Annotated in this window: 20 protein-coding genes; 11 read left to right on the top strand and 9 right to left on the bottom strand. The window is 64.5% G+C overall.

Features of this window, described 5'->3' with window-relative positions; all coding sequences use genetic code 11:
- Positions 1-23: 23 nt before the first annotated feature.
- A complete protein-coding gene (locus ACVMB0_RS35340) occupies positions 24-1,376 on the bottom strand; it encodes a malonyl-CoA decarboxylase (protein ID WP_461349146.1) in 1,353 nt (450 codons plus the stop codon).
- A gap of 158 nt (positions 1,377-1,534) precedes the next feature.
- The gene (locus ACVMB0_RS35335; protein ID WP_461349145.1) at positions 1,535-2,347 is read right to left on the bottom strand and encodes an AraC family transcriptional regulator; all 813 of its coding nucleotides are present in this window, start codon (positions 2,345-2,347) and stop codon (positions 1,535-1,537) included.
- A gap of 74 nt (positions 2,348-2,421) precedes the next feature.
- Between ACVMB0_RS35335 and ACVMB0_RS35330 the strand changes: the two genes are divergently transcribed.
- The 6 genes from ACVMB0_RS35330 to ACVMB0_RS35305 all read left to right on the top strand — a co-directional run bounded on the left by ACVMB0_RS35330 (position 2,422) and on the right by ACVMB0_RS35305 (position 9,866).
- Complete coding sequence (locus ACVMB0_RS35330; protein ID WP_461349144.1) at positions 2,422-3,636, top strand: MFS transporter; 1,215 nt, start codon at positions 2,422-2,424, stop codon at positions 3,634-3,636.
- Between the two features lie 192 nt (positions 3,637-3,828).
- Complete coding sequence (locus ACVMB0_RS35325; protein WP_456753258.1) at positions 3,829-5,352, top strand: SUMF1/EgtB/PvdO family nonheme iron enzyme; 1,524 nt, start codon at positions 3,829-3,831, stop codon at positions 5,350-5,352.
- 37 nt (positions 5,353-5,389) lie between these two features.
- Complete coding sequence (locus ACVMB0_RS35320) at positions 5,390-5,815, top strand: DUF4399 domain-containing protein (RefSeq protein WP_461349143.1); 426 nt, start codon at positions 5,390-5,392, stop codon at positions 5,813-5,815.
- A 155-nt stretch (positions 5,816-5,970) separates the two neighbouring features.
- On the top strand, positions 5,971-6,717 hold the full coding sequence (locus ACVMB0_RS35315) for a transporter substrate-binding domain-containing protein (protein ID WP_461349142.1): 747 nt from the start codon (positions 5,971-5,973) through the stop codon (positions 6,715-6,717).
- A 533-nt stretch (positions 6,718-7,250) separates the two neighbouring features.
- Positions 7,251-8,069: a formate/nitrite transporter family protein gene (locus tag ACVMB0_RS35310; RefSeq protein ID WP_050403146.1), complete on the top strand. Its 819-nt coding sequence runs from the start codon at positions 7,251-7,253 to the stop codon at positions 8,067-8,069.
- 60 nt (positions 8,070-8,129) lie between these two features.
- Positions 8,130-9,866, top strand: a complete 1,737-nt coding sequence (locus ACVMB0_RS35305; RefSeq protein ID WP_461349141.1) for a protein kinase domain-containing protein — start codon at positions 8,130-8,132, stop codon at positions 9,864-9,866.
- A 147-nt stretch (positions 9,867-10,013) separates the two neighbouring features.
- On the opposite strand, the gene ACVMB0_RS35300 is transcribed toward ACVMB0_RS35305, so the two are convergent.
- Both ACVMB0_RS35300 and ACVMB0_RS35295 read right to left on the bottom strand, forming a co-directional pair.
- Positions 10,014-10,808 carry a substrate-binding domain-containing protein gene (locus ACVMB0_RS35300; protein ID WP_461349140.1) on the bottom strand — a complete coding sequence of 265 codons (795 nt, stop codon included), beginning with the start codon at positions 10,806-10,808 and terminating at the stop codon, positions 10,014-10,016.
- Between the two features lie 193 nt (positions 10,809-11,001).
- Entirely contained in the window at positions 11,002-12,225 is a 1,224-nt protein-coding gene (locus ACVMB0_RS35295) for a polyhydroxyalkanoate depolymerase (protein ID WP_461349139.1), read from the bottom strand.
- A 175-nt stretch (positions 12,226-12,400) separates the two neighbouring features.
- Between ACVMB0_RS35295 and ACVMB0_RS35290 the strand changes: the two genes are divergently transcribed.
- Both ACVMB0_RS35290 and ACVMB0_RS35285 read left to right on the top strand, forming a co-directional pair.
- Positions 12,401-13,057, top strand: coding sequence for a glutathione S-transferase (locus ACVMB0_RS35290; protein ID WP_461349138.1), 657 nt, complete (start codon positions 12,401-12,403; stop codon positions 13,055-13,057).
- A gap of 319 nt (positions 13,058-13,376) precedes the next feature.
- A complete protein-coding gene (locus ACVMB0_RS35285) occupies positions 13,377-13,811 on the top strand; it encodes a cupin domain-containing protein (protein WP_456753265.1) in 435 nt (144 codons plus the stop codon).
- 287 nt (positions 13,812-14,098) lie between these two features.
- Here ACVMB0_RS35285 and ACVMB0_RS35280 read toward each other — a convergent pair whose 3' ends face one another.
- On the bottom strand, positions 14,099-14,320 hold the full coding sequence (locus ACVMB0_RS35280) for a hypothetical protein (RefSeq protein WP_456753266.1): 222 nt from the start codon (positions 14,318-14,320) through the stop codon (positions 14,099-14,101).
- 197 nt (positions 14,321-14,517) lie between these two features.
- On the opposite strand from ACVMB0_RS35280, the gene ACVMB0_RS35275 reads away from it, so the two are divergent.
- Positions 14,518-14,889 carry a hypothetical protein gene (locus ACVMB0_RS35275; protein WP_456756471.1) on the top strand — a complete coding sequence of 124 codons (372 nt, stop codon included), beginning with the start codon at positions 14,518-14,520 and terminating at the stop codon, positions 14,887-14,889.
- A gap of 146 nt (positions 14,890-15,035) precedes the next feature.
- Here ACVMB0_RS35275 and ACVMB0_RS35270 read toward each other — a convergent pair whose 3' ends face one another.
- Both ACVMB0_RS35270 and ACVMB0_RS35265 read right to left on the bottom strand, forming a co-directional pair.
- Positions 15,036-16,139: a mandelate racemase/muconate lactonizing enzyme family protein gene (locus ACVMB0_RS35270; RefSeq protein ID WP_456753267.1), complete on the bottom strand. Its 1,104-nt coding sequence runs from the start codon at positions 16,137-16,139 to the stop codon at positions 15,036-15,038.
- Between the two features lie 305 nt (positions 16,140-16,444).
- Positions 16,445-17,686, bottom strand: a complete 1,242-nt coding sequence (locus tag ACVMB0_RS35265; RefSeq protein ID WP_456753268.1) for an ABC transporter substrate-binding protein — start codon at positions 17,684-17,686, stop codon at positions 16,445-16,447.
- 236 nt (positions 17,687-17,922) lie between these two features.
- Here ACVMB0_RS35265 and ACVMB0_RS35260 point away from each other — a divergent pair, with 236 nt between their 5' ends.
- The gene (locus tag ACVMB0_RS35260; protein ID WP_456753269.1) at positions 17,923-18,762 is read left to right on the top strand and encodes an AraC family transcriptional regulator; all 840 of its coding nucleotides are present in this window, start codon (positions 17,923-17,925) and stop codon (positions 18,760-18,762) included.
- 270 nt (positions 18,763-19,032) lie between these two features.
- Here the strand turns inward: ACVMB0_RS35260 and ACVMB0_RS35255 are convergent, their stop codons facing one another.
- Positions 19,033-19,206 (bottom strand): hypothetical protein, encoded by a 174-nt coding sequence (locus ACVMB0_RS35255; protein WP_456753270.1) that lies wholly within the window; start codon positions 19,204-19,206, stop codon positions 19,033-19,035.
- Between ACVMB0_RS35255 and ACVMB0_RS35250 the strand changes: the two genes are divergently transcribed.
- A complete protein-coding gene (locus ACVMB0_RS35250) occupies positions 19,205-20,569 on the top strand; it encodes a class-II fumarase/aspartase family protein (RefSeq protein WP_456753271.1) in 1,365 nt (454 codons plus the stop codon). The two genes, ACVMB0_RS35255 and ACVMB0_RS35250, sit on opposite strands and share 2 nt — an antisense overlap.
- Before the next feature lie 49 nt (positions 20,570-20,618).
- Here the strand turns inward: ACVMB0_RS35250 and ACVMB0_RS35245 are convergent, their stop codons facing one another.
- Positions 20,619-21,629, bottom strand: a complete 1,011-nt coding sequence (locus tag ACVMB0_RS35245; RefSeq protein ID WP_461349137.1) for a polyprenyl synthetase family protein — start codon at positions 21,627-21,629, stop codon at positions 20,619-20,621.
- Positions 21,630-21,681: the final 52 nt, after the last annotated feature.

The following is a 21,681-nucleotide window of genomic DNA, read 5'->3' as shown; positions in this document are numbered from 1 at the left end:
TGCAATGACGGGAAGGGAGCGTCTTACCCCAGCCGCCTGTCCAGCAGCCGCCGGCCATCGCCCTTCAACAGCTTCTTCACCGCGCTCGAGGCGATCACCTCGCCGTTGTTGGCGTAGGCCTCGTGGTTCTTCTCGATGTCGTCGAGACGGTAGAGGTAGTTGACCATCACGCCGGCGGATTCGCGCAGTCCTTTGGGCGAGAGATCGCCGAGCCAATTGATCCGCTCCAGCCGCGCGCCATTGCCGAGATGGAAGCGGGCGACCGAATCGATCTGCCGGCCCTTCGGCGTGCGCGCCTTCAGGAAGTAGTAGGCGGCGAGCGGCTCCAGCACCCCGCGCAGCTGCGCGGCGAGTTCGGCGTTCTCGAACCAGTCCGGCTTGCCGAGGCTCTCCAGCAACTGGCGATCCTCGTCGGTGAGCGGCACGTCGTCGGCCTGCTTGATCCACTGCATGAAGCCCGGCACCGGCGACAGCGTGACGAAATTGTCGAGCTTGGGCAATTCGCGCCGCAGCTCTTCAACCACCTGCTTGATCAGGAAGCTGCCGAACGAGATGCCGCCGAGCCCACGCTGGGTGTTGGAGATCGAGTAGAACACCGCAGTGCGGGCCTTCTCGACCGGCACCGGCTCGCGCTCTTCGGCAAGCAGCGGCGCGATCGCGCCCGGAATGGCTTCGGTCAATGCGACCTCGACGAAGATCAGCGGCTCGTCGGCCAGCGCCGGATGGAAGAACGCGTAGCAGCGGCGATCCACCGGATCGATGCGGCGGCGCAGATCGTCCCAATCGCGAATCTCATGCACGGCCTCATAGCGGATGATCTTCTCCAGAATATTGGCCGGCGACGACCAGTCTATCCTGCGCAGCACGAGAAATCCCCTGTTGAACCAGGACGAGAGCAGATGCACCACGTCGCGATCGAGCGCGGCGAGGTCCTTGTTGCCCTTCATCAGTGAAAGCAGATCCGAGCGGATCGACACCAGATCGCCGGTGCCGCCGGGCGCGCGGTTGAGCCGGCGGATCAGTTCCTGACGGCGCGGCTCGGAGGCGAAATGCAGGTCGCTGGCATCGTCGCCATTGGCGTTGGCGCGCCAGGCGTCGATCGCTTGCGCCAGCCGGGCGTGATCGGGTCCGAAATCGCGCGCCAGCGTCTGGAAGAACGACAGCCGGCCGGCGGCATCGAGATGGTGGTAGCGGTCGAGCACTTCGCGTGCCATCGCGGTGCCGGAGGCCTCGCCGCGGCCGGACAGCAGCGCTTCGCACAATTCCAGAAGCTCGGACGCATCCTGCTTGTCATTGGCCGGGCTGGCGCGGCCGAGCAGGACGCGGCCGCGTTCGGAGATGGTCGAGAGCAGGTCGGAGAAGAAGGCATTGGCCATTTGCGCGTCGCATCCAGCAGGTCGTATTCAGTGAAGCCGGACCTTACACGGGATTTAAGGTCGGGAGGACTGCAATCAAGCGCATGGATCGTACGGAAATATGTCGCAGCGCGACAGCGGTATAATTCGTCATCGCTGCGCCCGGTGACAACTTCGGTTCACGCTTTCTCGCACGATTTCTCCGCGAATGCGGTCGGCGTCTTGCCGGTGACCTGGCGGAATGCATGGGAAAATGCCGGCACGCTGGCATAACCGAGGTCGGAGGCGACCTGCTTGACCGAGACATTGGCGTCGGTCGATAGCCGTTCGATCGCGGCCGCGATGCGCGCGCGCTGGCACCAGCTCTTGAAGGACAGTTGCGTCTCCAGCGAGAACAGCCGCGACAACGTCCGCGCCGAGGTGCCGACGGTGCGTGCCAGCGCATCGATCTCGTGATCCCCCGTCGGATCGGTCAGCACGATGTCGGCGGCGCGGCGGCAGCGCGGCTCCTGCGGCAGCGGGATGAAGGTTGCGGAATCCTCGGCCTGGTGCAGCTCCAGCATCACCAGCCTGATCAACAGCTCGGTGCGCTCGCGTCCGCAGGGTGTATCGAACAGCGCGAGGATCGCCTGGTGCACCAGCGGCGACACCCGCACCACGAATTCATGGCCGAGACTGTCGCTGCGCCGCTCGCGCGCGAGCCAGGCCTGGTCGAAATACAGCGTCCGCATCTCGATGTCGGCGAGCACGTCGATTGCGTGCGGCAGCAGGGCAGGGACCCACACTGCGCGGTCCGGCGGTACCAGCCAGCGGCCCTTCGGCGTGGTCACCTGCATGGTGCCGGAGGCGGCATAGACCAGCTGCGCCTCGCGATGCATGTGCAGATCGAGCCGGACGCCCTTGCGGTAGTTGCGCGCGACCATGTGGACGCCGTCACCGGTGACGCGCCGGTCGTCGTGGAGGGCTCTGATTGGCGGTTCGGCGATAGTCATTGGCGACATCCCGTCAGGACAAGCACCTATAACCTATTTCCGAGCAATTGAAGAATCGCGTGAGAGACGTGTCCATGAATGGTCCAGGGAATAGCCCAAGGAATAGCCCGAGCAACAGTCCGAGCCGGGTGATCAGCTTCGTCAACGCCGGCCATTTCATCGACCACTACGCGATGCTGATTTTCGCCGCCGCCGTCATCATCATGGGGCCGGCGCTCGGCATGGCCTATTCGGAACTGCTGCCCTACGCGACGCCCGGCTTCGTCGCCTTCGGCGCCGGCTCGCTCATTACCGGCTGGCTCGGCGATCGCTGGAGCCGCCGCCACATGATGGTGATCTTCTTCGTCGGCATCGGCCTGTCGATGATCTCGGTCGGCTTCGTGCAGGCGCCGCTGCAACTCGGCGCTGCGTTGCTTTCGATCGGCATCTTCGCCTCGATCTACCATCCGGTCGGCACCGCGATGATCGTGTCCTATGCCGAGAAGCTCGGCGCCCAGATGGGGATCAACGGCGTCTGGGGCAATCTCGGGGTTGCCTCGTCGGCGCTGGTCACCGGGGTGATCGGCCAGTATCTCGGCTGGCGCTGGGCCTTCATCGTGCCGGGCACGGTCACCGTGCTGATCGGCATCGCGTTTGCGATGACGGTGGTGCATGAGGATCGCAAGGGCTCCAGGCAGGCGGCCGCGCAGGTGCGCGTCGCCAAGGAGGACATGTGGCGGGTGGTGCTGTCGCTTTTGATCGTGGTGATCGCGATCTCGACCACGTTCAACGCGGTGACGGTGGCGCTGCCAAAGCTGTTCGCCGAACGGCTCGCGGACCTGACCAAGAGCCCGGCGCTGCTCGGGGTGATCGCGGCCGGGGTCTATGTGTTCGGCGCGATGACGCAGTACACGATCGGCAAGCTGCTCGACCGGCATTCGCTGAAGACGGTGGCGCTGCCGCTGTCGTTCATGCTGGCACCGTTCCTCTATCTCGCCGCGAGCCTGTCCAACCTGCCGCTGATCGTGGTTTCGATCGGCATCGTGATGGGCGCGTTCGGCCAGGTGACGGTGAATGACGCGATGGTCGGCAAGTACACGACCGAGGAATGGCGCTCGCGCGCCTATGCGGTGCGCTATTTCGTCGGCTTCACAGCGGCGGGCGCGTCGGTCGGCCTGGTGGCCTGGCTCTACGACCAGGGCGGCTTTTCGATGATGCTGCGAGCCTTCGCCGCGCTGTGCCTGCTGGCCATTGCGGCTGCGATCATCCTTCCGCGCGAGATCCGCACGCCCGCCACGCAAGGGGGCTGATACCGGGCGTTTTGCGGCGGTTACCGCCGAGACGATCCGCGCCTGCCCGGCCGGCGGAGGCACGGCAATCCGTGACCTGGTCACGCTTCACGAACTTTGTCCCGAACCGCAGATGTGGTAGGTTTGGCCGTGCCTCGGGCACAAGGCGCCGGTTGCGCCGCGAGCACGCATGTGTGGAGCAGCCGGAGCGCCATGGGAGAGATTCGCGACTTCAAGTCAGGCCGTCCACAGCCTCCCCGCGATGCCGTGCCGCGGCGGCTCGCCGCGATCGTCGTCGGCGACATCGCCGGCTACAGCCGGCTGATGCAACTCGATGAAGAGGGCACGCACACCCGCGTCAAGCGGACCGAGCGCGATCTGATCGAGCCGACCATCGCCGAGCACCATGGCAAGCTGATCAAGACCACCGGCGACGGCTTCATCGCGATGTTCGACAGCCCGGTCGAGGCGGTCCGGTGCAGCATCGTGATCCAGCAGAACATGATCGGCCGCAACGCCGCGATCGCGCGGGATCAGTGGATCGAGTACCGGATCGGCGTCAACCTCGGCGACATCATCATCGAGTCCGACGATATCTATGGCGACGGCGTCAACGTGGCCTCGCGGCTGGAAGGGATCGCCGCGCCAGGCGACGTCTTCATCTCCGGCGGCATCTACGAGCAGATCAAGCACAAGATGGTCTGCGGCTACGAATCGCTCGGCGACAAGAAGGTGAAGAACATCACAGATCCGATCCGGGTCTACCGCGTGCTGCCGGACGCCGCCGCCTACCAGAGGACACGGCGGCGCCGCGAGTCCATCCTGCTGACGCTGCTCGGGCTGGCGATCGCGATCATCGCCGGCGGCGCGCTGTGGTACCTGCTCGCGCAACCGCGCAGCAAGCTGGTCGACCTGGCGAAGGCGCCGCCGTCATCGGCGGCATCGCCTGCCGTGCAGCAGCCGGCACCGGCACCGAGCCAGAGTTCAAGCCCGGTTCCGGCAGCACCGGTGCAGCAGGCCTCGCCGCAACCTGCGCCATCCGCGAGCCCCACCCCAGAGCTGCCGGAACCCGAGATGGTGTCGCTCAAGGGCGGCAGCTTCTCGATGGGCAGCAATGACGACCCGTCGGAGCGGCCGATCCGCAAGGTGGCGGTGAAGCCGTTCGCGATGGGCAAATATCCGGTCACCGTGCGGGAGTGGAATGCCTGCGCGGCGGCCAAGGCTTGCGGCGTCACGGCCGGCGGCAAGGACGATGTTCCGGTCACCAATGTGAGCTGGAGCGATGCGAAGCAATATGTCGCCTGGCTCGCCGAGCGAACCAAGAAGCCGTATCGGCTTCCGAGCGAAGCCGAATGGGAGTACGCGGCGCGCGGCGGAACCCAGTCGAAATACTGGTGGGGCGACCAGATGCAGCCGGGCCATGCCGGCTGCAAGGATTGCGGCGGTGATGCTGCCGCCGAACAGCCGGTCAAGGTCGGCAGCTTCAAGCCGAATCCGTTCGGTCTCTACGACATGGGCGGCGGGGTCGATCAATGGGTCGAGGATTGCTGGCACAGGAATTACCAGGGCGCGCCGGACGACGGTGCGGTCTGGACCGGCGGCGATTGCGGCTCCCATGTCATTCGCTCCGGCTCCTGGAAGAATGACGCGCGCTATGTGCGCCCGGCCAATCGCGACAATTACGACACCAATGTGCGCTACCCGACCCACGGTTTCCGGGTTGCGCTGTCGCCCTGAGCGGTCATCCGCGATCGCCGGGCTTGATGGAGGGGCTATGAGACATGCAGGCCTGATCATGCTCGCTGCGGCACTGGCGTTGCTCGCTGCTCCCGCCGTCGCGCAAAACAAGCCGGCGGGCAAGGACGCCAAACTGTACTTCATCTGGCCGCGCAACGGCGCTGTTCTCAAGGGCTCGTTCGTGTGCCGCTTCGGGCTGCACAACATGGGTGTCACCCATGCCGGCGACGACTATCCGAACAGCGGCCATCACCATCTGCTGATCGATGTCGATGAGCCGCTCAATCCGAACGAGCCGATCCCGTCGGACAAGTCGCATCAGCACTTCGGCGCGGGCCAGACCGAGACGCAGCTCGATCTCGCGCCCGGCAAGCACACGCTCCAGCTGGTGCTGGGTGATGCCAAGCATTATCCCTTCAACCCGCCGGTCGTCTCCGAGAAGATCACCATCCGGGTCAAATAGGCCGATACGGATAGCTCCGTTGCGAGACCGGCGCTTGCACAGGGCGGCGCCGTGCGGTTTGGTGCGCGCCGGCCGGACAGCAAGACCGGCGTGGAGGACGTCCGATGTTGTCTCGACTGCTGCGTCTGGCCGGTCTCGTTCTGGGAGTGATTGTTATGGCCACATCCGCAAATGCCGACGCCCTGAAGGATCAGATCGCGCCGACCGGCAAGCTCCGGGTCGCGATCGCGATCAGTCCGGCGGGCGGCGCGTTCTGGTCGACCAAAACCGACAACGGCTATGCCGGCGTTCCCGTCGATCTCGGCCGCGAGATGGCGGCGCAGCTCGGCGTTCCCGTCGAATATGTCGTGCACCAGAACTCCGGCCAAATCACCGACGCCGCGGCGAAGAACACTTGGGACGTCACCTTCCTGCCGAGGGATCCCGAGCGCGAAACCAGGATGACGTTCGGGCCGATCTACGAGGTCGCCGACGCCACCTACATCGTCAGGCCGGGCTCGAAGATCACCAATTTTGCGAGCCTCGATCAGGACGGCGTCAAGGTCGCTGCCGTCAACAACACCACGACGATGCGGGGCGCGATCGCCCATCTCAAACATGCCAAGGTCACGGGCTATCAGACCTATGACGAGATCTTCCATCTGTTGGAGAACGGCGAGGTGGACGCCTTCGCGCTGTCGCGCGATCAGCTCCTTGCGATGGCGAAGAAGATTCCGGGCTCTTGCGTTCTCGACGAGACCTTCAAGCAGACCGTCACCGCGGTCGCCGTCCCGCTCAACCATCCACTCGCGGCGGCGTTCGTCAGCAAATTCATGACGGAAGCGATCGCCAACGGCACGCTGCGCAGGGCCTACGACAACAACGGCCTGAAGGACACGCCGGTTCGCACCGAGGTGAAGTAGGCCGGCGCGTATCGACCCTGCCTGACCTCTCTCCCCGTCATCCTGAGGTGCGAGCGCAGCGAGCCTCGAAGGATCGACGGCCACCAGCCGGGCCGTGCATCCTTCGAGACGCGCGGAGCCTGTCATCGGGCCGCGCTTTGCGCGGACCCCTTGGCGCTCCTCAGGATGACAGGGAGAGAGGGGCGCATTCGGCTTGGGCGACATCTGGGCATGCTGCATAATTCTGCGCCATTGCGCCGGCCGGTTCCCGTTTGGGCTATCTAAGTCATTGGATTAACGTAGGTTTTATGACCGGCCGGCGCTCCCTGCGGTTGGCATATCCATTGCTTTTGGTTCTACCAGTCAACGACGACTGCCGTTCTCCGGATTGCCGAAGCCAGCGCTGGCTGCGGCGAGGGGACCAAGGCGCCCGGCCCGGGCGCCGCGAGCAATCGTTCAAGCCCCATCTCCCCGGACGGACGAGCATTTCAACCCACCCGCGTCGCTTCCGGCAGGCAACCGGCGCGGCCGAATTGCGCAAGGGGACTTTACGAATGGCCTATCTCGCACCGTCCGAATTCGTCACCAAGATGGTGGATGCCGGTGAATCCAAGATCTTCATGTCGACGCGCGACACCGTGATCCGCGCCTACATGGCCGGTGCGATCCTCGCGCTGGCCGCCTGGTTCGCCGTGACGATCAACGTCAACACCGGGCAGCCGCTGGTCGGCGCGTTGCTGTTTCCGGTCGGCTTCGTCATGCTCTATTTGCTGGGCTTCGATCTCCTGACCGGCGTGTTCGTGCTCTCGCCGCTCGCGCTGCTCGACAAGCGCCCCGGCGTCACGCTCGGCGGCGTGCTGCGCAACTGGGGCCTCGTCTTTATCGGCAATTTCGCCGGCGCGCTCACGGTGGCGTTCATGATGGCGTTCGTGACGACCTTCGGCTTCACGCAGGAGCCCGACAAGGTCGGCATGACCATCGGCAATGTCGGTGAGGCGCGAACGCTGGGCTACGCGGCGCATGGCGCGGCGGGCATGGCGACGCTGTTTATCCGCGGCATGCTCTGCAACTGGATGGTCTCCACCGGCGTGGTCGGCGCCATGATCTCGACCACGGTGCCCGGCAAGGTCATCGCGATGTGGATGCCGATCCTGGTGTTCTTCTACATGGTGTTCGAGCATTCGGTGGTGAACATGTTCCTGTTCCCGTCGGGACTGATGCTGCATGCCAAGTTCTCGATCATGGACTACCTGATCTGGAACGAGATCCCGACCGTGCTCGGCAACCTCGCCGGCGGCCTCGCCTTCACCGGGCTGACGCTCTACACCACGCATGTGAAGACGGCGCCGAAGCGCCAGCGTCTCGCGGCTTGATCCAGGCCCGCTGATGGGGCTCTCCTGCACGGAGGGCCCCATTCGCTTTTGGGACGGACGATGCCGCGCGCACTGAAAATATCGGTCGGGCAATTCTCGGATCAGGGCCGCAAGGACACCAATCAGGATTTCCACGGCGTCTTGATCCCCGAGGAGCCGCTGCTCGGCCTGAAGGGCATCGCCGTGGTGCTGGCCGACGGCATCTCCTCGAGCAGCGTCAGCCGGGTCGCCGCGGAATCCGCAGTCAAGAGCTTCCTGACCGACTACTACTGCACCTCGGAGTCCTGGTCGGTGAAGACCTCGGCGCAGCGGGTGCTGGAGGCGACCAACTCCTGGCTGCACGCGCAGACCAGGCGCAGCCAGAACCCCTACGACAAGGACAAGGGCTACGTCTGCACGCTGAGCGCGCTCGTGATCCGCTCGACCACGGCGCATCTGTTCCATGTCGGCGACAGCAGAATCTACCGTGTCGCCGGCAACAGCCTGGAGCAATTGACCAACGACCACCGTGTCGTGATCTCCTCGCAGCAGAGCTATCTCGGCCGCGCGCTCGGCGTGAACCCGCAGCTCGAGATCGACTACCAGAACCTTCCGCTCGCGCGCGGCGACATCTTCCTGCTGGTGACCGACGGCATCTACGAGCATGTCCCGGCGCGCCAGCTGGCGAAGACGATCAGGGATGGCGCCGCCGATCTCGATGTGGCCGCGAAGTCGATCGTCGCGCAGGCCTACGACAACGGCAGTCCTGATAATCTCACCGCCCAGATCGTCCGGATCGACGAGTTGCCCGACGGCGATGCCAGCGAGGTGTTCGGCCAGCCGACCGAGCTGCCGCTGCCGCCGCTGCTCGATGCACGGATGCTGTTCGACGGCTATCGCATCGTGCGCGAGCTGCATGCCTCGCACCGCAGCCACATCTATCTCGCTGTTGACGAGGACAGCGGCACCACGGTGACGATCAAGATCCCCTCGATCGACCTGCGCGACGATGCGGCCTATCTCAAGCGCTTCGTGATGGAGGAGTGGGTCGCCCGGCGGATCGACAGCCCGCATGTGCTGAAGCCGTTTCTGCCGCAGCGCAAGCGCAACTTCCTCTACGTCGCGATGGAATATATCGACGGCCAGACCCTGACGCAGTGGATGACGGACAATCCGGCGCCGGCGCTGGAGACGGTGCGCGACACCACCGAGCAGATCGCGAAGGGATTGCGCGCCTTCCATCGCAAGGAGATGCTGCACCAGGACGTCAGGCCCGACAACATCATGATCGACAGCACCGGCACGGTGAAGATCATCGATTTCGGCTCGACCCGGATTGCCGGCGTTGCCGAGGCTGTGCCGGCGGGTGTCGAGGACATTCTGGGCACCCAGCAATACACCGCGCCGGAGTATTTCCTCGGCGAGGGCGGCAGCGCGCGCTCCGACCTGTTTTCGCTCGGCGTCGTCACCTATCAGATGCTGACCGGCCGCCTGCCCTATGGCGCACGGATCGCCCGTGCGCGGACGCGATCCGATTTCAACCGGCTGGTCTACCGTCCGGCCGCGCATCGCGGCCGCGATGTCCCCATCTGGGTTGACGGCGCGCTGGAGCGCGCCGTGCACGTCAACCCGCTCAAGCGCTACGAGAGCTTCTCCGAGTTCTTGTTCGACCTGCGCAATCCCAACGCCAAATACCTGACGACGTCATCGACGCCGCTGATCGAGCGCAACCCGGTGCTGTTCTGGAAGTCGACCACGCTGCTGCTGGCGCTCGTCGTGGTGCTGCTGTTGGCGTATGGTGCGCACCAGTGGCGGTAGGGCGACAACCGCGCCAATCTATCCCCGTCATCCTGAGGAGCCGCGAAGCGGCGTCTCGAAGGATCGACGGCCCGGCTAGTGGCCGTGCATCCTTCGAGGCTCGCTTTGCTCGCACCTCAGGATGACGGCGAGAGAACGTGCGCGCACCTAATGCGTCGCACCGCCTGCGATCGGATCCAGCCCGCTCTTGACCAGCGCGTCGCGCGCGTCTGGTGAGGCGAGGAAGCTGATCAGCGCCTTGCCGGCCTCAGGCTCTTTTGAAACCGTCGCGATCCCGGCGGAGAACACCGTGATCTTCTGCAACGGCTCCGGCAAGGGGCCGACGATGTCGATGCCCGCAACCGGTTTCAGCTCGGAAATCTGCTGCAAGCCGATCTCGGCCTCGCCCTTGGCGACGATCTCGCCGACCGGGGTCGCCGGGATCATCCGCGCCTTGTCCTTCATCTGATCGGCGATGCCGAGCTTTGAGAACATTTCGGTCGAGACATAGACGCCGCTGGCGCTGTCGGAATAGGCGACCGATTTCGCCGAAAGCAGCGCCTGCTTGACGCTGTCGGCCGAACCGATATCCGGCTTCGGCGCGCCTGACTTCACCGCGATGCCGATCGGCGACTTCACGAGGTCGACGCGGCTGTCGGCCACCACCTTGCCCTGCTTGATCAGGTCACCGAGCGCATAGCCGACCATGATCAGCACGTCGGCGGGCTCGCCGCGCTCCAGCCGCACCGGAATCGCGTTCGCCGTGGTGCCCATCGACGGCCCGAAGGCGGTCGCCACCTTGTGCCCGGTCTTGCGCTCGAACTCCGGCACCAGCGCCTTGTAGGCCGCCGTCAATCCACCCGAGATCATGACATGGACTTCGGCGCCGGATGCGGCTGACGTGAGGGCGAGGGCGCCGACAAAAGCGAGCGTGAGAGCACGGAAGGCGGTCGAGGCGCGCATGGAGTTTCTCCCTGGACGATTCTTGGCAAGCGGGGTCGTCGTGGCGGGGAGACTATAGCGCGGGCGGAGACGTGGCTAGCCGCCACTCGTCATTGCGAGGAGCGTAGCGACGAAGCAATCCACGCTTCCGCTGCGGGACCGATGGATTGCTTCGCTCCGCTCGCAATGACGGGGAAAGGGTGTCGCCTAGCCCTCACGAATTCACATGCACGAAATCGCGCAGCAGCGGATAAATTTCGTTGTTCCAGCGCTTGCCGGAGAACACGCCGTAATGGCCGACGCCGGCCTGCATGTGGTGCACCTTGCGATAGGTGCGCACGCCGGTGCAAAGGTCCTGCGCGGCGAGCGTCTGGCCGATCGAGCAGATGTCGTCCTTCTCGCCTTCCACCGTCATCAGGCCCATGCGCCGGATCGCCGCCGGGTTCACCGGGCGGCCGCGATGCATCAGCATGCCCTGCGGCAGCAGGTGCTCCTGGAACACGTCGCGCACCGTCTCGATGTAGAACTCCGCCGGCAGGTCCATCACGGCGAAATACTCGTCGTAGAAGGTCTTGATCACCTCGGCCTTGTCGGTCTCGCCCTTGGCGAGATGGTCGGCGAGATCGATGTGCTGCTTGATGTGGCGCTCCAGGTTCATCGACACGAACGCCGTCAACTGCACGAAGCCGGGATAGACCTGACGCAACGCGCCCTTGCACTGTACGGGGACGTAATTGATCAGATTGTCCTCGAACCATTTGATCGGCTTGCTCTTGGCGAACTCGTTGACCTTGGTCGGCTGGATCCGTGTGTCGATCGGCCCGGCCATCAGGGTCAGCGATGCCGGCCGCGCCGGATGGTTGTCTTCCGACATGATCGCGGCCGCCGCCAGCGCCGACACTGAAGGCTGGCAGATCGCCACCATATGCGCACGCGGGCCGAGCTGGCCGAGGAAGTCGATCAGATGGTCGGTATAATCCTCGAGCCCGAAGCGGCCATCGCTGCGCGGGATGTCGCGCGGATTGTGCCAGTCGGTGATGTAGACGTCGTGGTCCTGCAGCAGCGTCTTCACGGTGCCGCGCAGCAGGGTGGCAAAATGGCCGGACATCGGCGCCACCAGCAGCAGCCGCGGCTGCTCCGGTCCGTCCACCTTCTTGAAGTGCAGCAGCGAGCCGAACGGCGTCGCATAGGCGACCTCCTCGGTCACCTGGTACTCCCTGTTGCCGGAGATCACGCTGCCGATGGCGTAGTCGGGGCGGGCATAGGTCAGGGTCGAGCGGGAGATCAGCTCGAGCGCGGCGGCGAGTCGGCCGAACGTCCGCTGCGAGGTGCCCCGCGGCACCAGATTGAGGTAGCGCAATGCCGCCGCGGCGCCGGTCCGCCACGGCGCCGTGAGGTCCATATGGTTCTGGTAGGCCTGGTACAGCATTGACATCATACGCATCCACCCGGTGGCCTGGTCTGCCAAGCAATATCGAGGCCAGAGGTGGGCCGACTGCCCGGCAAATTGGCACGTCGCTTGCTGCAAAAACGAACGGCTCCCGGGGGCGCGGCGGTTGGACCGCTCGCAGGGTCCGGGAGCCAAGCATGCGTTCAGGCGTGAGGACATTGAAATGGCGAAGGCGACGCTCACCATCAGCAGCAAGAATTACTCGTCCTGGTCGCTGCGCGGCTGGTTGCTGGCCAAATTCGCCGGGCTGGAGTTCGACGAGGTGGTGACCGCGCCCGATGACCCCTCGGCGCGGGCCGAACTGCTGCTGCTGTCGTCGTCGATCCTGGTGCCCTGCCTGCGCCATGAGGGCGCAACCGTCTGGGACACGCTGGCGATCGGCGAGTACCTCAACGAGATCATGCCGCATGCCGGGCTGCTGCCGGAGGACCGGATCCAGCGCGCGCATTGCCGCTCGATCTCGGGCGAAATCCATTCCGGCTTCACCACGCTGCGGTCCTCGCTCCCCGTCAATCTCAAGGGCCACTTCCCCGGCTTCAAGATCTGGTCGCGGGCGCAGGCCGACATCGAGCGTGTCTGCGCGATCTGGCGGGATTGCCTCGGCAAGTCCGGCGGGCCGTTCCTGTTCGGCGAGCGCCGCACCATGGCGGATGCGATGTATGCGCCGGTGGTGACCCGCTTCATGACCTATGACGTCAAGCTCGATCCCGTCCTCGCGGCCTATGCCAGGACCATCATGGCGATGCCCGAGATGCAGGAATGGGTCGAGGCGGCGAAGGCCGAGCCGGCCGACGTCGAGGAGCTCGAGGTCGAATATTAGGCAGTGCGCCTCCGGCCTGCCTGCGCCGGCGGCTCAAGCTCCAGGCAAGCCTTGCTCAATCGACATGCCATCGGCGCCAGGCATCGGCGCCGCGCGGCGGGCGTGCCCGGCAGCGGCCGAGCGCAAATTCGGGCCTTGCCCCAGATGCTTCGGCCGCGACATCGGCACATCGCGGGACCGATCGCCGCGGCCCGACCGGGCTGGCAAGGATTTCGCATAGCAACAACCGAGCTGTGACCGCGACGATGCGACGCTGCCGAAAATTTGGACGCTGAGCCGCGCCGCGATCTCGCGAACACGAGAACCGTGGAGGCTTGAAATGAACCAGCACGCCGTCGTCAGCAAATTCTCCCACGTCAAACCCGGTGACACCGAGTTCAAGGGCGGAGGTCTGCGCGACTTCTTCCTGTATCGCGATCTCGGGATCGCCGATGCCACCGGCGGGCAGGTGATCTGCCACCTGGTCAAGGCCAATCCCGACATGCCGCCGGAAGAGGGCACCGGCTGGCACAAGCATCTGTGCGATTTTCAGATCGTCATCATGACCAAGGGCTGGGCCCGCTTCATGTACGAGGACAAGGAGACGCTGGTCGAGGCCGGCGACGTCATCCATCAGCGTCCCGGCATCACCCACTATCTGTTCGATTACTCGAAGGACATGGAATACCTCGAGATCGTCAGCCCCGCCGACTTCAAGACCGTGGATGTGCCGCCGGCGACCGAGACCGTGCCGCCGACCACGCCGTGGAAATGATCGTCAAGGAGGACGGAGAAAGGGATCGCGATGTCGTCTGCGGAGGAATTAACCCTTGTTGTCGGCCGCTGGCTGCGGCCGATCGTCATGCTTCTGTATGTGGTGCGCCGCGTCGGGCTGATGACCACATCTAGCCGTGAACAACGGAGTACGGCTCTCGATCAGTGATTCGGACGCGGTTCGTTCCATCCGCGTTCCAAATCTTAAAGCGCAGCGCGTGCGCGTCGCGTTTTGAAACAGCATGCATGGTCCCGAAGGACCATGCGCAACAACGGCGCCTCACGGGATCAGGCCAGCGGTTGCTTCTCGCGCGGCTTCCGCCAGGCGATGACGTTGGCCTCCAGCGCGCCACCTGTCGTGTCATTGCGCCATTGGCCGTCGACGAAGCGGCAGGCGAACGGTAGCTGATACGTCCCGCTGTGATCCTCACAAAGCACTTCCACGCGTTGTTCCGGCGAAGGTTCGCCATTGCCGTCGAATTGCGCCAACCGTTTTTCGCGCGTTGCCATGCGATCTGTCTCCACTGCCCAAGGTCGAGCCAAAAGGGGTCGAACCAAACAAAGTTCCGAAGGCCCCCGTCCCCACGAGTAGTCCCCGTAATGAGTGCAGCACACCGCTCGAATGCGGTTTCAGTGTGGTATGTCTGCCCGGCTTTCTGCGTCGCGAGCACAAAACTGTGAATGACGCATGTGATGGGGGGATGCCGATGATCGCGCGATTTGTCTTTGCCTTGCTCGTGCCGCTCGCACTCGCGCTGGTCGGAACCGCGCACGCGCAGGACATACCCGGCATCGAGATCTGCACCGTCGAGAAAACCATGGAGCGGCGCACCAGCTGCCTGCAGAGCAATGTCGATTTCCTGCAAAAGACGATCGGCAAGCTCACCACGGATCACCAACAGAAGCTCGACGCGGCCAACCGGCAGATCGCGAGCTTGCAGAGCATGGTGGCAAGCTTACAAAAGCTCGCCACCGATTTGCAGGCGGCGCAGGCCAAGCTGGCCGAGGATCTGAAGAAGAAAGCCGACGCGCCGCCGGCAAAGGAGGCCGCGCCTGCGGCAAAGGACGGGACGAAATAGTACACCGTCATTGCGAGCCACCCGCTCGGCGCGAAGCGCCGCCGGATGACAGGCTCCGCGAAGCAATCCATCGCTCAGCTTGCCGAGCCGTGGATTGCTTCGTCGCTTCGCTCCTCGCAATGACGGCGGAAAGAGCCGTGCACTCGTCACGCCACCCGATATGTCTCCATCACGTGGCGATCCGGCTCATAGCCGAGCCCGGAGCCCTGCGGCACGGCGACATGGCCGCTGGCGTCGACAGCGATGCGGTCGCCCCACAGGCAGGCGGGGCGCTTCATGAAGAACACCTCGATCAGGCCCGAGTCACGGATCGCCATCAGATGCAGCGTGGCGAGGAAGCCCGGCCCGAAATAGGGCGAGTGCGGAATCACCTGGACGCCGAACTCGTCGGCGAGCACGGCGACGCGCAGGAATTCGGTGACGCCGCCGACCTTGATCACCGACGGCTGCGCATGACTGACCGCGCCCGCGGTCATCATCTGGCGGAATTGATGCACGGTGCAGGCGTTCTCGCCGGCCGCGATATCGAGCCGGCCTTCTCTGCGCACCTCGGCGAGCGTGGCAAAATCTTCCGGCGGCCAGACCGGCTCCTCCAGAAACAGCGGCGCGGCCTGTTTGCAGTCGCGCGCGAACTGGATCGCCGCCGGCCCATCCAGCGGGCAGTTCATGTCGACCATCAGCGGCACGCCGGGGCCGATCGCCTCGCGCGCGGCTGACACCGCGGGCACGGTGCTCTCGTGCAGCTTGATCGCGGAGTAACCGAGCTTGATCGCCTTCTTGCATTCGGCGGCGATATGGGTCGGATTGCCGATCCGCATCAGGCTCGCATAGGCCGGGATCGTGCTGCGCTTGGCGCCGCCGATCAATTGATGCAGCGGCACGCCCTTCACCTTGCCGGCGAGATCCCACAGCGCGATGTCGAGCGCAGAGATCGCAAACATCGTGATGCCGTAGCGGCCGAACAGATGCAGATTGCGCTGGATCTGCTCCATCGCGGCAGGAATCTGGGCGGCATCGGGCACCTCGAGGCCGCGGGCCTGCGGCGCGATCATCTCGGCGACCGCCGTGCAGCTGGTCTTCGGACAGACATAGGCGAAGGCATCGCCCCAGCCGGTCAGGCCGGCATCGGTCGACACCTCGACCAGCACCATGTCGAGCGCGGAGATCGCGGACGCGCCCTGGCGGAAGCTTGCGGGGCCTGCGTCATAGGGAATACGGATATGGTGGGCGCGGACGTCGGTGATTTTCATTGTTGTTGTCCTTCCGATCGCAGGATGTGCCTTTGGGTCGCGATGGCCGGACACTCCGGCCTCAGTGCGGCGCCGGGCTGATCGGCCGGGTTCCGGCCATCGCAAATCTTCCTTGCGAAAATCTTGCGCGTGAATCGTGTCGAAGACGTGGATGCCCGGCGCGGTGCCGGGCATCATGAAGCCCAAAGTTGTGGCGGTGGGCCTTCAGATCATGATGCGCTTCCACGGAATCGCATCATGATCTCAACTCTTTGTTTGAGCATGATCTTTTCGGAAAACCGGTTTCCACTTTTCCGGATCATGCTCTAAGAGCTCTTCTCGCCGCTCATCACGGGGCCGAACCGCTCCCAGCTCTCGCCCTTGAAGCGCATCATCTGCAACTGCTCGATCGGCGCATAGTCGTCCGGCCCGGTCTTGATCTTGGTGCCGGGCAGATAGATGCCGATCTCGAAATTGAGGCTGGCTGCCTGCTTCATCAGGTTCTCGCGGGTGAGATTGTCGCCGCATTGCCGCAGCACCTGCTCGAGCCCCTTGGCGACACCGTAGCCGAACACGGTCGAGGCGTCGTCCTGATCGCCTTCGGGATACCATTTGGTCATGAAGCTGCGCCACTCGACCATGGCGGGATCGTTCTTCCACTCGGGGTCCTTGGGATCCTTGAGATACTGCGTGGACAGGATGCCCTGACTCGCCTCGTAGCCGGCCGGCTTCATCACGCCGCCGATCGAGACCGAGACGTTGGTCAGGAACTGCACCGGATGCCAGTCCAGCTCGGCGGCCTTCTTGATCGCCTGCGCCGCGAATTTCGGCGTCGCGATGTTGACGAAGATGTCGGGGTTGGCGCCCTTGATCTGCACGATCTGCGAATCCACCGTCGGCGACGAGGTCTCGTAGGAGGATTCGACGACGATCAGTTTCTTCGCCGCGTCGCCGAGCCCCTCATGCAGGCCGATCAGATAGTCCTTGCCGAAATCGTCGTTCTGGTAGAGCACGCCGATGGTCTTGCCGGGATATTTGTCCAGGATGTATTTGGCATAGATGCGCGCCTCGACCTGGTAGCTCGGCTGCCAGCCCATGGTCCACGGAAAATTCTTCGCATCGTTCCACTTGGCGGCGCCGGTGGAGACGAACAGCTGCGGCACCTTCTTGGCATTCATGTATTTCTGGATCGCCGTGTTGCCCGGCGTGCCCAGCGGATTGAAGATCAACAGCACCTCGTCGCTCTCGACCAGCTTGCGGGCCTGCTCGACCATCTTCGGCGGCGAGTAGGCGTCGTCATAGGAGATGAAATTGACCTTGCGGCCGTTGATGCCGCCTTCGCTGTTGAGCTTGTTGAAATAGGCCGCTTCCGTCTTGCCGATCGTGGCGTAGGCGGACGCCGGGCCGGAATAGGGCATGATGTTGCCGACCTTGATCTCGGTGTCGGTAGCGCCCGGATCGTATTTCTTCTGCGCGCTGGCGGCGGTTGCGACGGCGATCGTCAACAGCCCCGCAAGCGCCGCCGACTTGACGCGGTTGGCATAGCTCAAGCGTTGGTGGTGCATCATTGTCCTCCCTGACATGCTGGCCGCGGCTCGTGCAGTCTTGATTTTGGGCTGCTTGATGAGCCGTCGGATCGATGCAACTGCGAGTATGCACGATTGCATCATTGTTGCCAGCGACGGCTTTGGGCTAAAATTTCGCTGAGCGGAACCAGGGTTTCGCGGCTGTGCAGCAAGGATTGTCAAGCGCCGCAGGCCGCAACCATGCATGATGCCCGCGCTTTGCAGGAAAGCTGTCGTCCATGAATCCAGCCCAGAAGGCGCTCTGGTACATCGAAAGTCACCTCCGCAGGTCGCTGACGCTCGACGACATCGCGGCCGTTGCCGGCGTCTCGCGCTTCCATCTGGTGCGGGCGTTCGCGGAGGCGACCGGGTTCTCGGTGATGCGCTACGTGCGGGCGCGCCGTCTCAGCGAGGCCGCGCGCGAGCTCGCGGCCGGTGCGCCCGATATCCTCACGCTGGCGCTGGATGCGGATTACGGCTCCCACGAAGCGTTCACCCGCGCGTTCCGCGACCATTTCGGCGTCACGCCCGAAGCCGTGCGCGCGACCACGTGCCTGACCAAGCTCAAGCTGCAGGAGCCGATCACCATGATCTCGACCGCTCTCGACCACATCGATCCGCCACGCATCGCGACCGGTAAGGCGTTTCTCGTTGCCGGTGTCGGCGAGCGCTACAACCACGCCAATGACAGCACGGCCGGCATTCCGAACCAGTGGCATGGTTTCCACCAGCAATGCGCGCATATTCCGCGTCAGGTCGGCCGGGTCGTCTACGGGGTCTGCTGCAATGGCGATGACGCCGGCAATTTCGACTACATCGCCGGTGTCGAGGTCGCCGATTTCTCCGACCTGCCGCGCGAGTTCGCGTGCGTCCGGATTCCGGCGCAGAAATATGTGGTGTTCACCCATGCGGACCACATCTCGACCATCCGCCGCACCGTCAACACGATCTGGAACAGGTGGCTGCCGCAATCCGGCATGAAGGTCGCAGACGCGCCGAACTTCGAGCGCTACGACGAGAAATTCGACAAGAACACCGGCAATGGCGGGCTGGAGATCTGGGTGCCGGTGGAGGAGTAGGCGTTTCCTACCTCGTTTGATGCGCGTCCCCCTTGCTCGTCATTCCGGGGCTCGCGAAGCGAGAGACCGGAATCCATTAGGCCGCGGAGCAAGTGGAGCAATGGATTCCGGGTTCGCCGCTTTGCGGCGCCCCGGAATGACGGGGGAGAGGCGAATCGGATGGGTGGAGCGCAGCGATACCCATCATCGTGCCGCGGATACGGGTTGATGGGTTTCGCTTCGCTCTATCCATCCTACGGCTGGGTGCCTGTGGAGGAGGGGCCGCCGCGCTCACGCAGAGCGGTCGCGGCGCAGCCGCATCGAAAAGGTGAAGCGGTCGGCCGGGTGCACGGTCGCGGATATTTCGACGATGTTGCCCGTCTGATCCAGATAGCGCCTGACATGAAATAAAAGGATTATGTCCGGACATAAAAAATGCCGGCCGTCATCTTGGGAGGTTTCCATGCGCGCCACCGTTCCGACCGCCACGACGGTTCTCGACTCGATTCTGTTTCGTGACGCCTTCGGCACGCCGGTCATGCGCGAGATCTTCTCGGACTATTCGCTGATCTCCCGCTACGCCGAGGTCGAGATCGCGCTCGCCAGGGCGGAGGCGCGCTGCGGCGTCATTCCTTCGGATGCAGCCGATGAGATCGCAAGGCGGACCGACGTCGCGGCGCTCGATTTCGATCTGCTGCGCCAGGAAACCGACATCGTCGGCTACCCGATCCTGCCACTGGTGCATCAGATGGCAAAGCAATGCGGCGAAGCCGGCCGCTATGTGCATTGGGGCGCGACCACGCAGGACATCATGGACAGCGCCGTGATCCTGCAGGTCCGCGCCGGCCTTGAGATCATCGAGCAGGACATCTCGGAGCTGCGCAAGATCCTCGCGGATCTCTCGAAGCGGCATCGCGATACGCCGATGGCCGGCCGCACCCATCTGCAACAAGCGCTGCCGGTCACCTTCGGCTACAAATGCGCGATCTGGCTTGCGATGTTCGATCGCCACGCCGAACGGCTCGCGCAATTGAAGCCACGCGTGCTGGTCGGCCAGTTCGCCGGTGCCGCCGGCACGCTGGCGTCGCTGGGCGACAAAGGTCTCGAGGTTCAGCAGGCGCTCTGCGAAGAGCTCGGCCTCGGCGTGCCGGTGTCTACCTGGCATGTGGCGCGCGACGGGCTCGCCGAAGTCGTGAACTTCTTTGCGCTGGTGACCGGCTCGCTCGGCAAGATCGCGCTCGACATCATGATCATGGCCTCGACCGAATTCGCCGAACTCTATGAGCCGTTCGTGAAGGGCCGCGGCGCGTCCTCCACCATGCCGCAGAAACGCAATCCGATCTCGTCGGAGCTGATGCTGGCGGCCGCCAAGGGCGTGCGCCAGCACGCCGGCCTGATGCTCGACGCGACGATCCAGGATTTCGAGCGGGCGACCGGACCCTGGCACGCCGAATGGATGGCGATCCCGGAGAGCTTCGTGCTGACCGCCGGCGCCCTGCATCAGGCCAAGTTCGCGCTCGGCGGCCTGATCGTCGACGAGGCGCGGATGGCGACCAATCTCGACATCAGCCGCGGCCTGATCGTGGCGGAAGCGGTGATGATGGGTCTCGCGCCGCAGCTCGGGCGCCAGGACGCGCACGACGTCGTCTACGACGCCTGCCGTCGCGCCAACGAGCAGCACATCTCGCTTGCGGACGCGCTCGCGGCCGATCCGCGGATTTCCTCGCGCATCGACCGCGCGACGATCGAGCACCTGACCTCGCCGCGAAACTATCTCGGCCTTGCGCCCGAGATGGTCGACCGCGTGCTGGCGAGCGTGGCGCGCTGATCCGTGCCCGCCTCGCGGGCGCAGGGACGACACAGTTGGTGTGGCGAGTTTAGTGCGATCTTGCCAGGCAGAACGCGACCACCTGTTCCAGCGCCGTCTTCATCGGTGACGACGGGAACAGCGCCAGCGCGTCGACGGCCATTGCGCCGTAATGCTGGGCGCGGCTGATGGTGTCTTCCAGCGCGCGGTGCTTGGTCATCAGTCCGATCGCGTGGTCGAGATCGGCCGATCCGATCTCGCCGCGCTCGAGCGCGCGGATCCAGAACTGGCGCTCCGTGTCGTTGCCCCTGCGGAAGGCGAGCACCACCGGCAGCGTGATCTTGCCTTCGCGGAAATCGTCGCCGACATTCTTGCCGAGCTTGGCGGATTTGCCGCCATAGTCGAGCACGTCGTCGACGAGCTGGAAGGCGATGCCGAGATTCATGCCGACCGAGCGGCAGGCGGTCTGCTCGGCCTTCGGCCGGTTGGCGATCACGGGACCGACCTCGCAGGCGGCGGCGAACAGCTCCGCGGTCTTGCCGCGGATCACGGCGAGATATTCGTCCTCGGTGGTCGCGGTGTTCTTGGCGGCGGCGAGCTGCATCACCTCGCCCTCGGCGATGGTGGCGGCGGCCGCGGAGAGGATGTCGAGCGCGCGCAGCGAGCCGACCTCGACCATCATCCGGAAGGCCTGGCCGAGCAGGAAGTCGCCGACCAGCACGCTGGCCTCGTTGCCCCACAGCATCCGCGCGGACAATTTGCCGCGGCGCAGCTCGCTCTCGTCGACCACGTCGTCGTGCAGCAGGGTCGCGGTGTGCATGAACTCGACCGCGGCGGCGAGCTTGATATGGCCGTCGCCGCTGTAGTCGGCGAGCTGGGCCATCGCCAGCGTCAGCATCGGGCGCAGCCGTTTTCCCCCGGAGGAGATCAGATGGTTGGCGACCTCGGGGATCATGGTGACTTCGGAGCCGGTCCGCGAAATGATCGTCGCGTTGACGCGCTCCATGTCGGCGGCGACAAGTCCCACCAGCCCGTCGATCGAAGCATTGGACGGGCTTTCGAAGGGTACAATAACCGCCACGCTGGTCTCCAATTTTGCCGAATACGCATTATGCTCAGTGATAACAATAGAA

The sequence above is a fragment of the Bradyrhizobium sp. USDA 4451 genome (assembly GCF_054822585.1).
The sequence above is the reverse complement of the archived record's forward strand: the minus strand, read 5'-3'. Positions and strand labels throughout refer to the sequence as shown.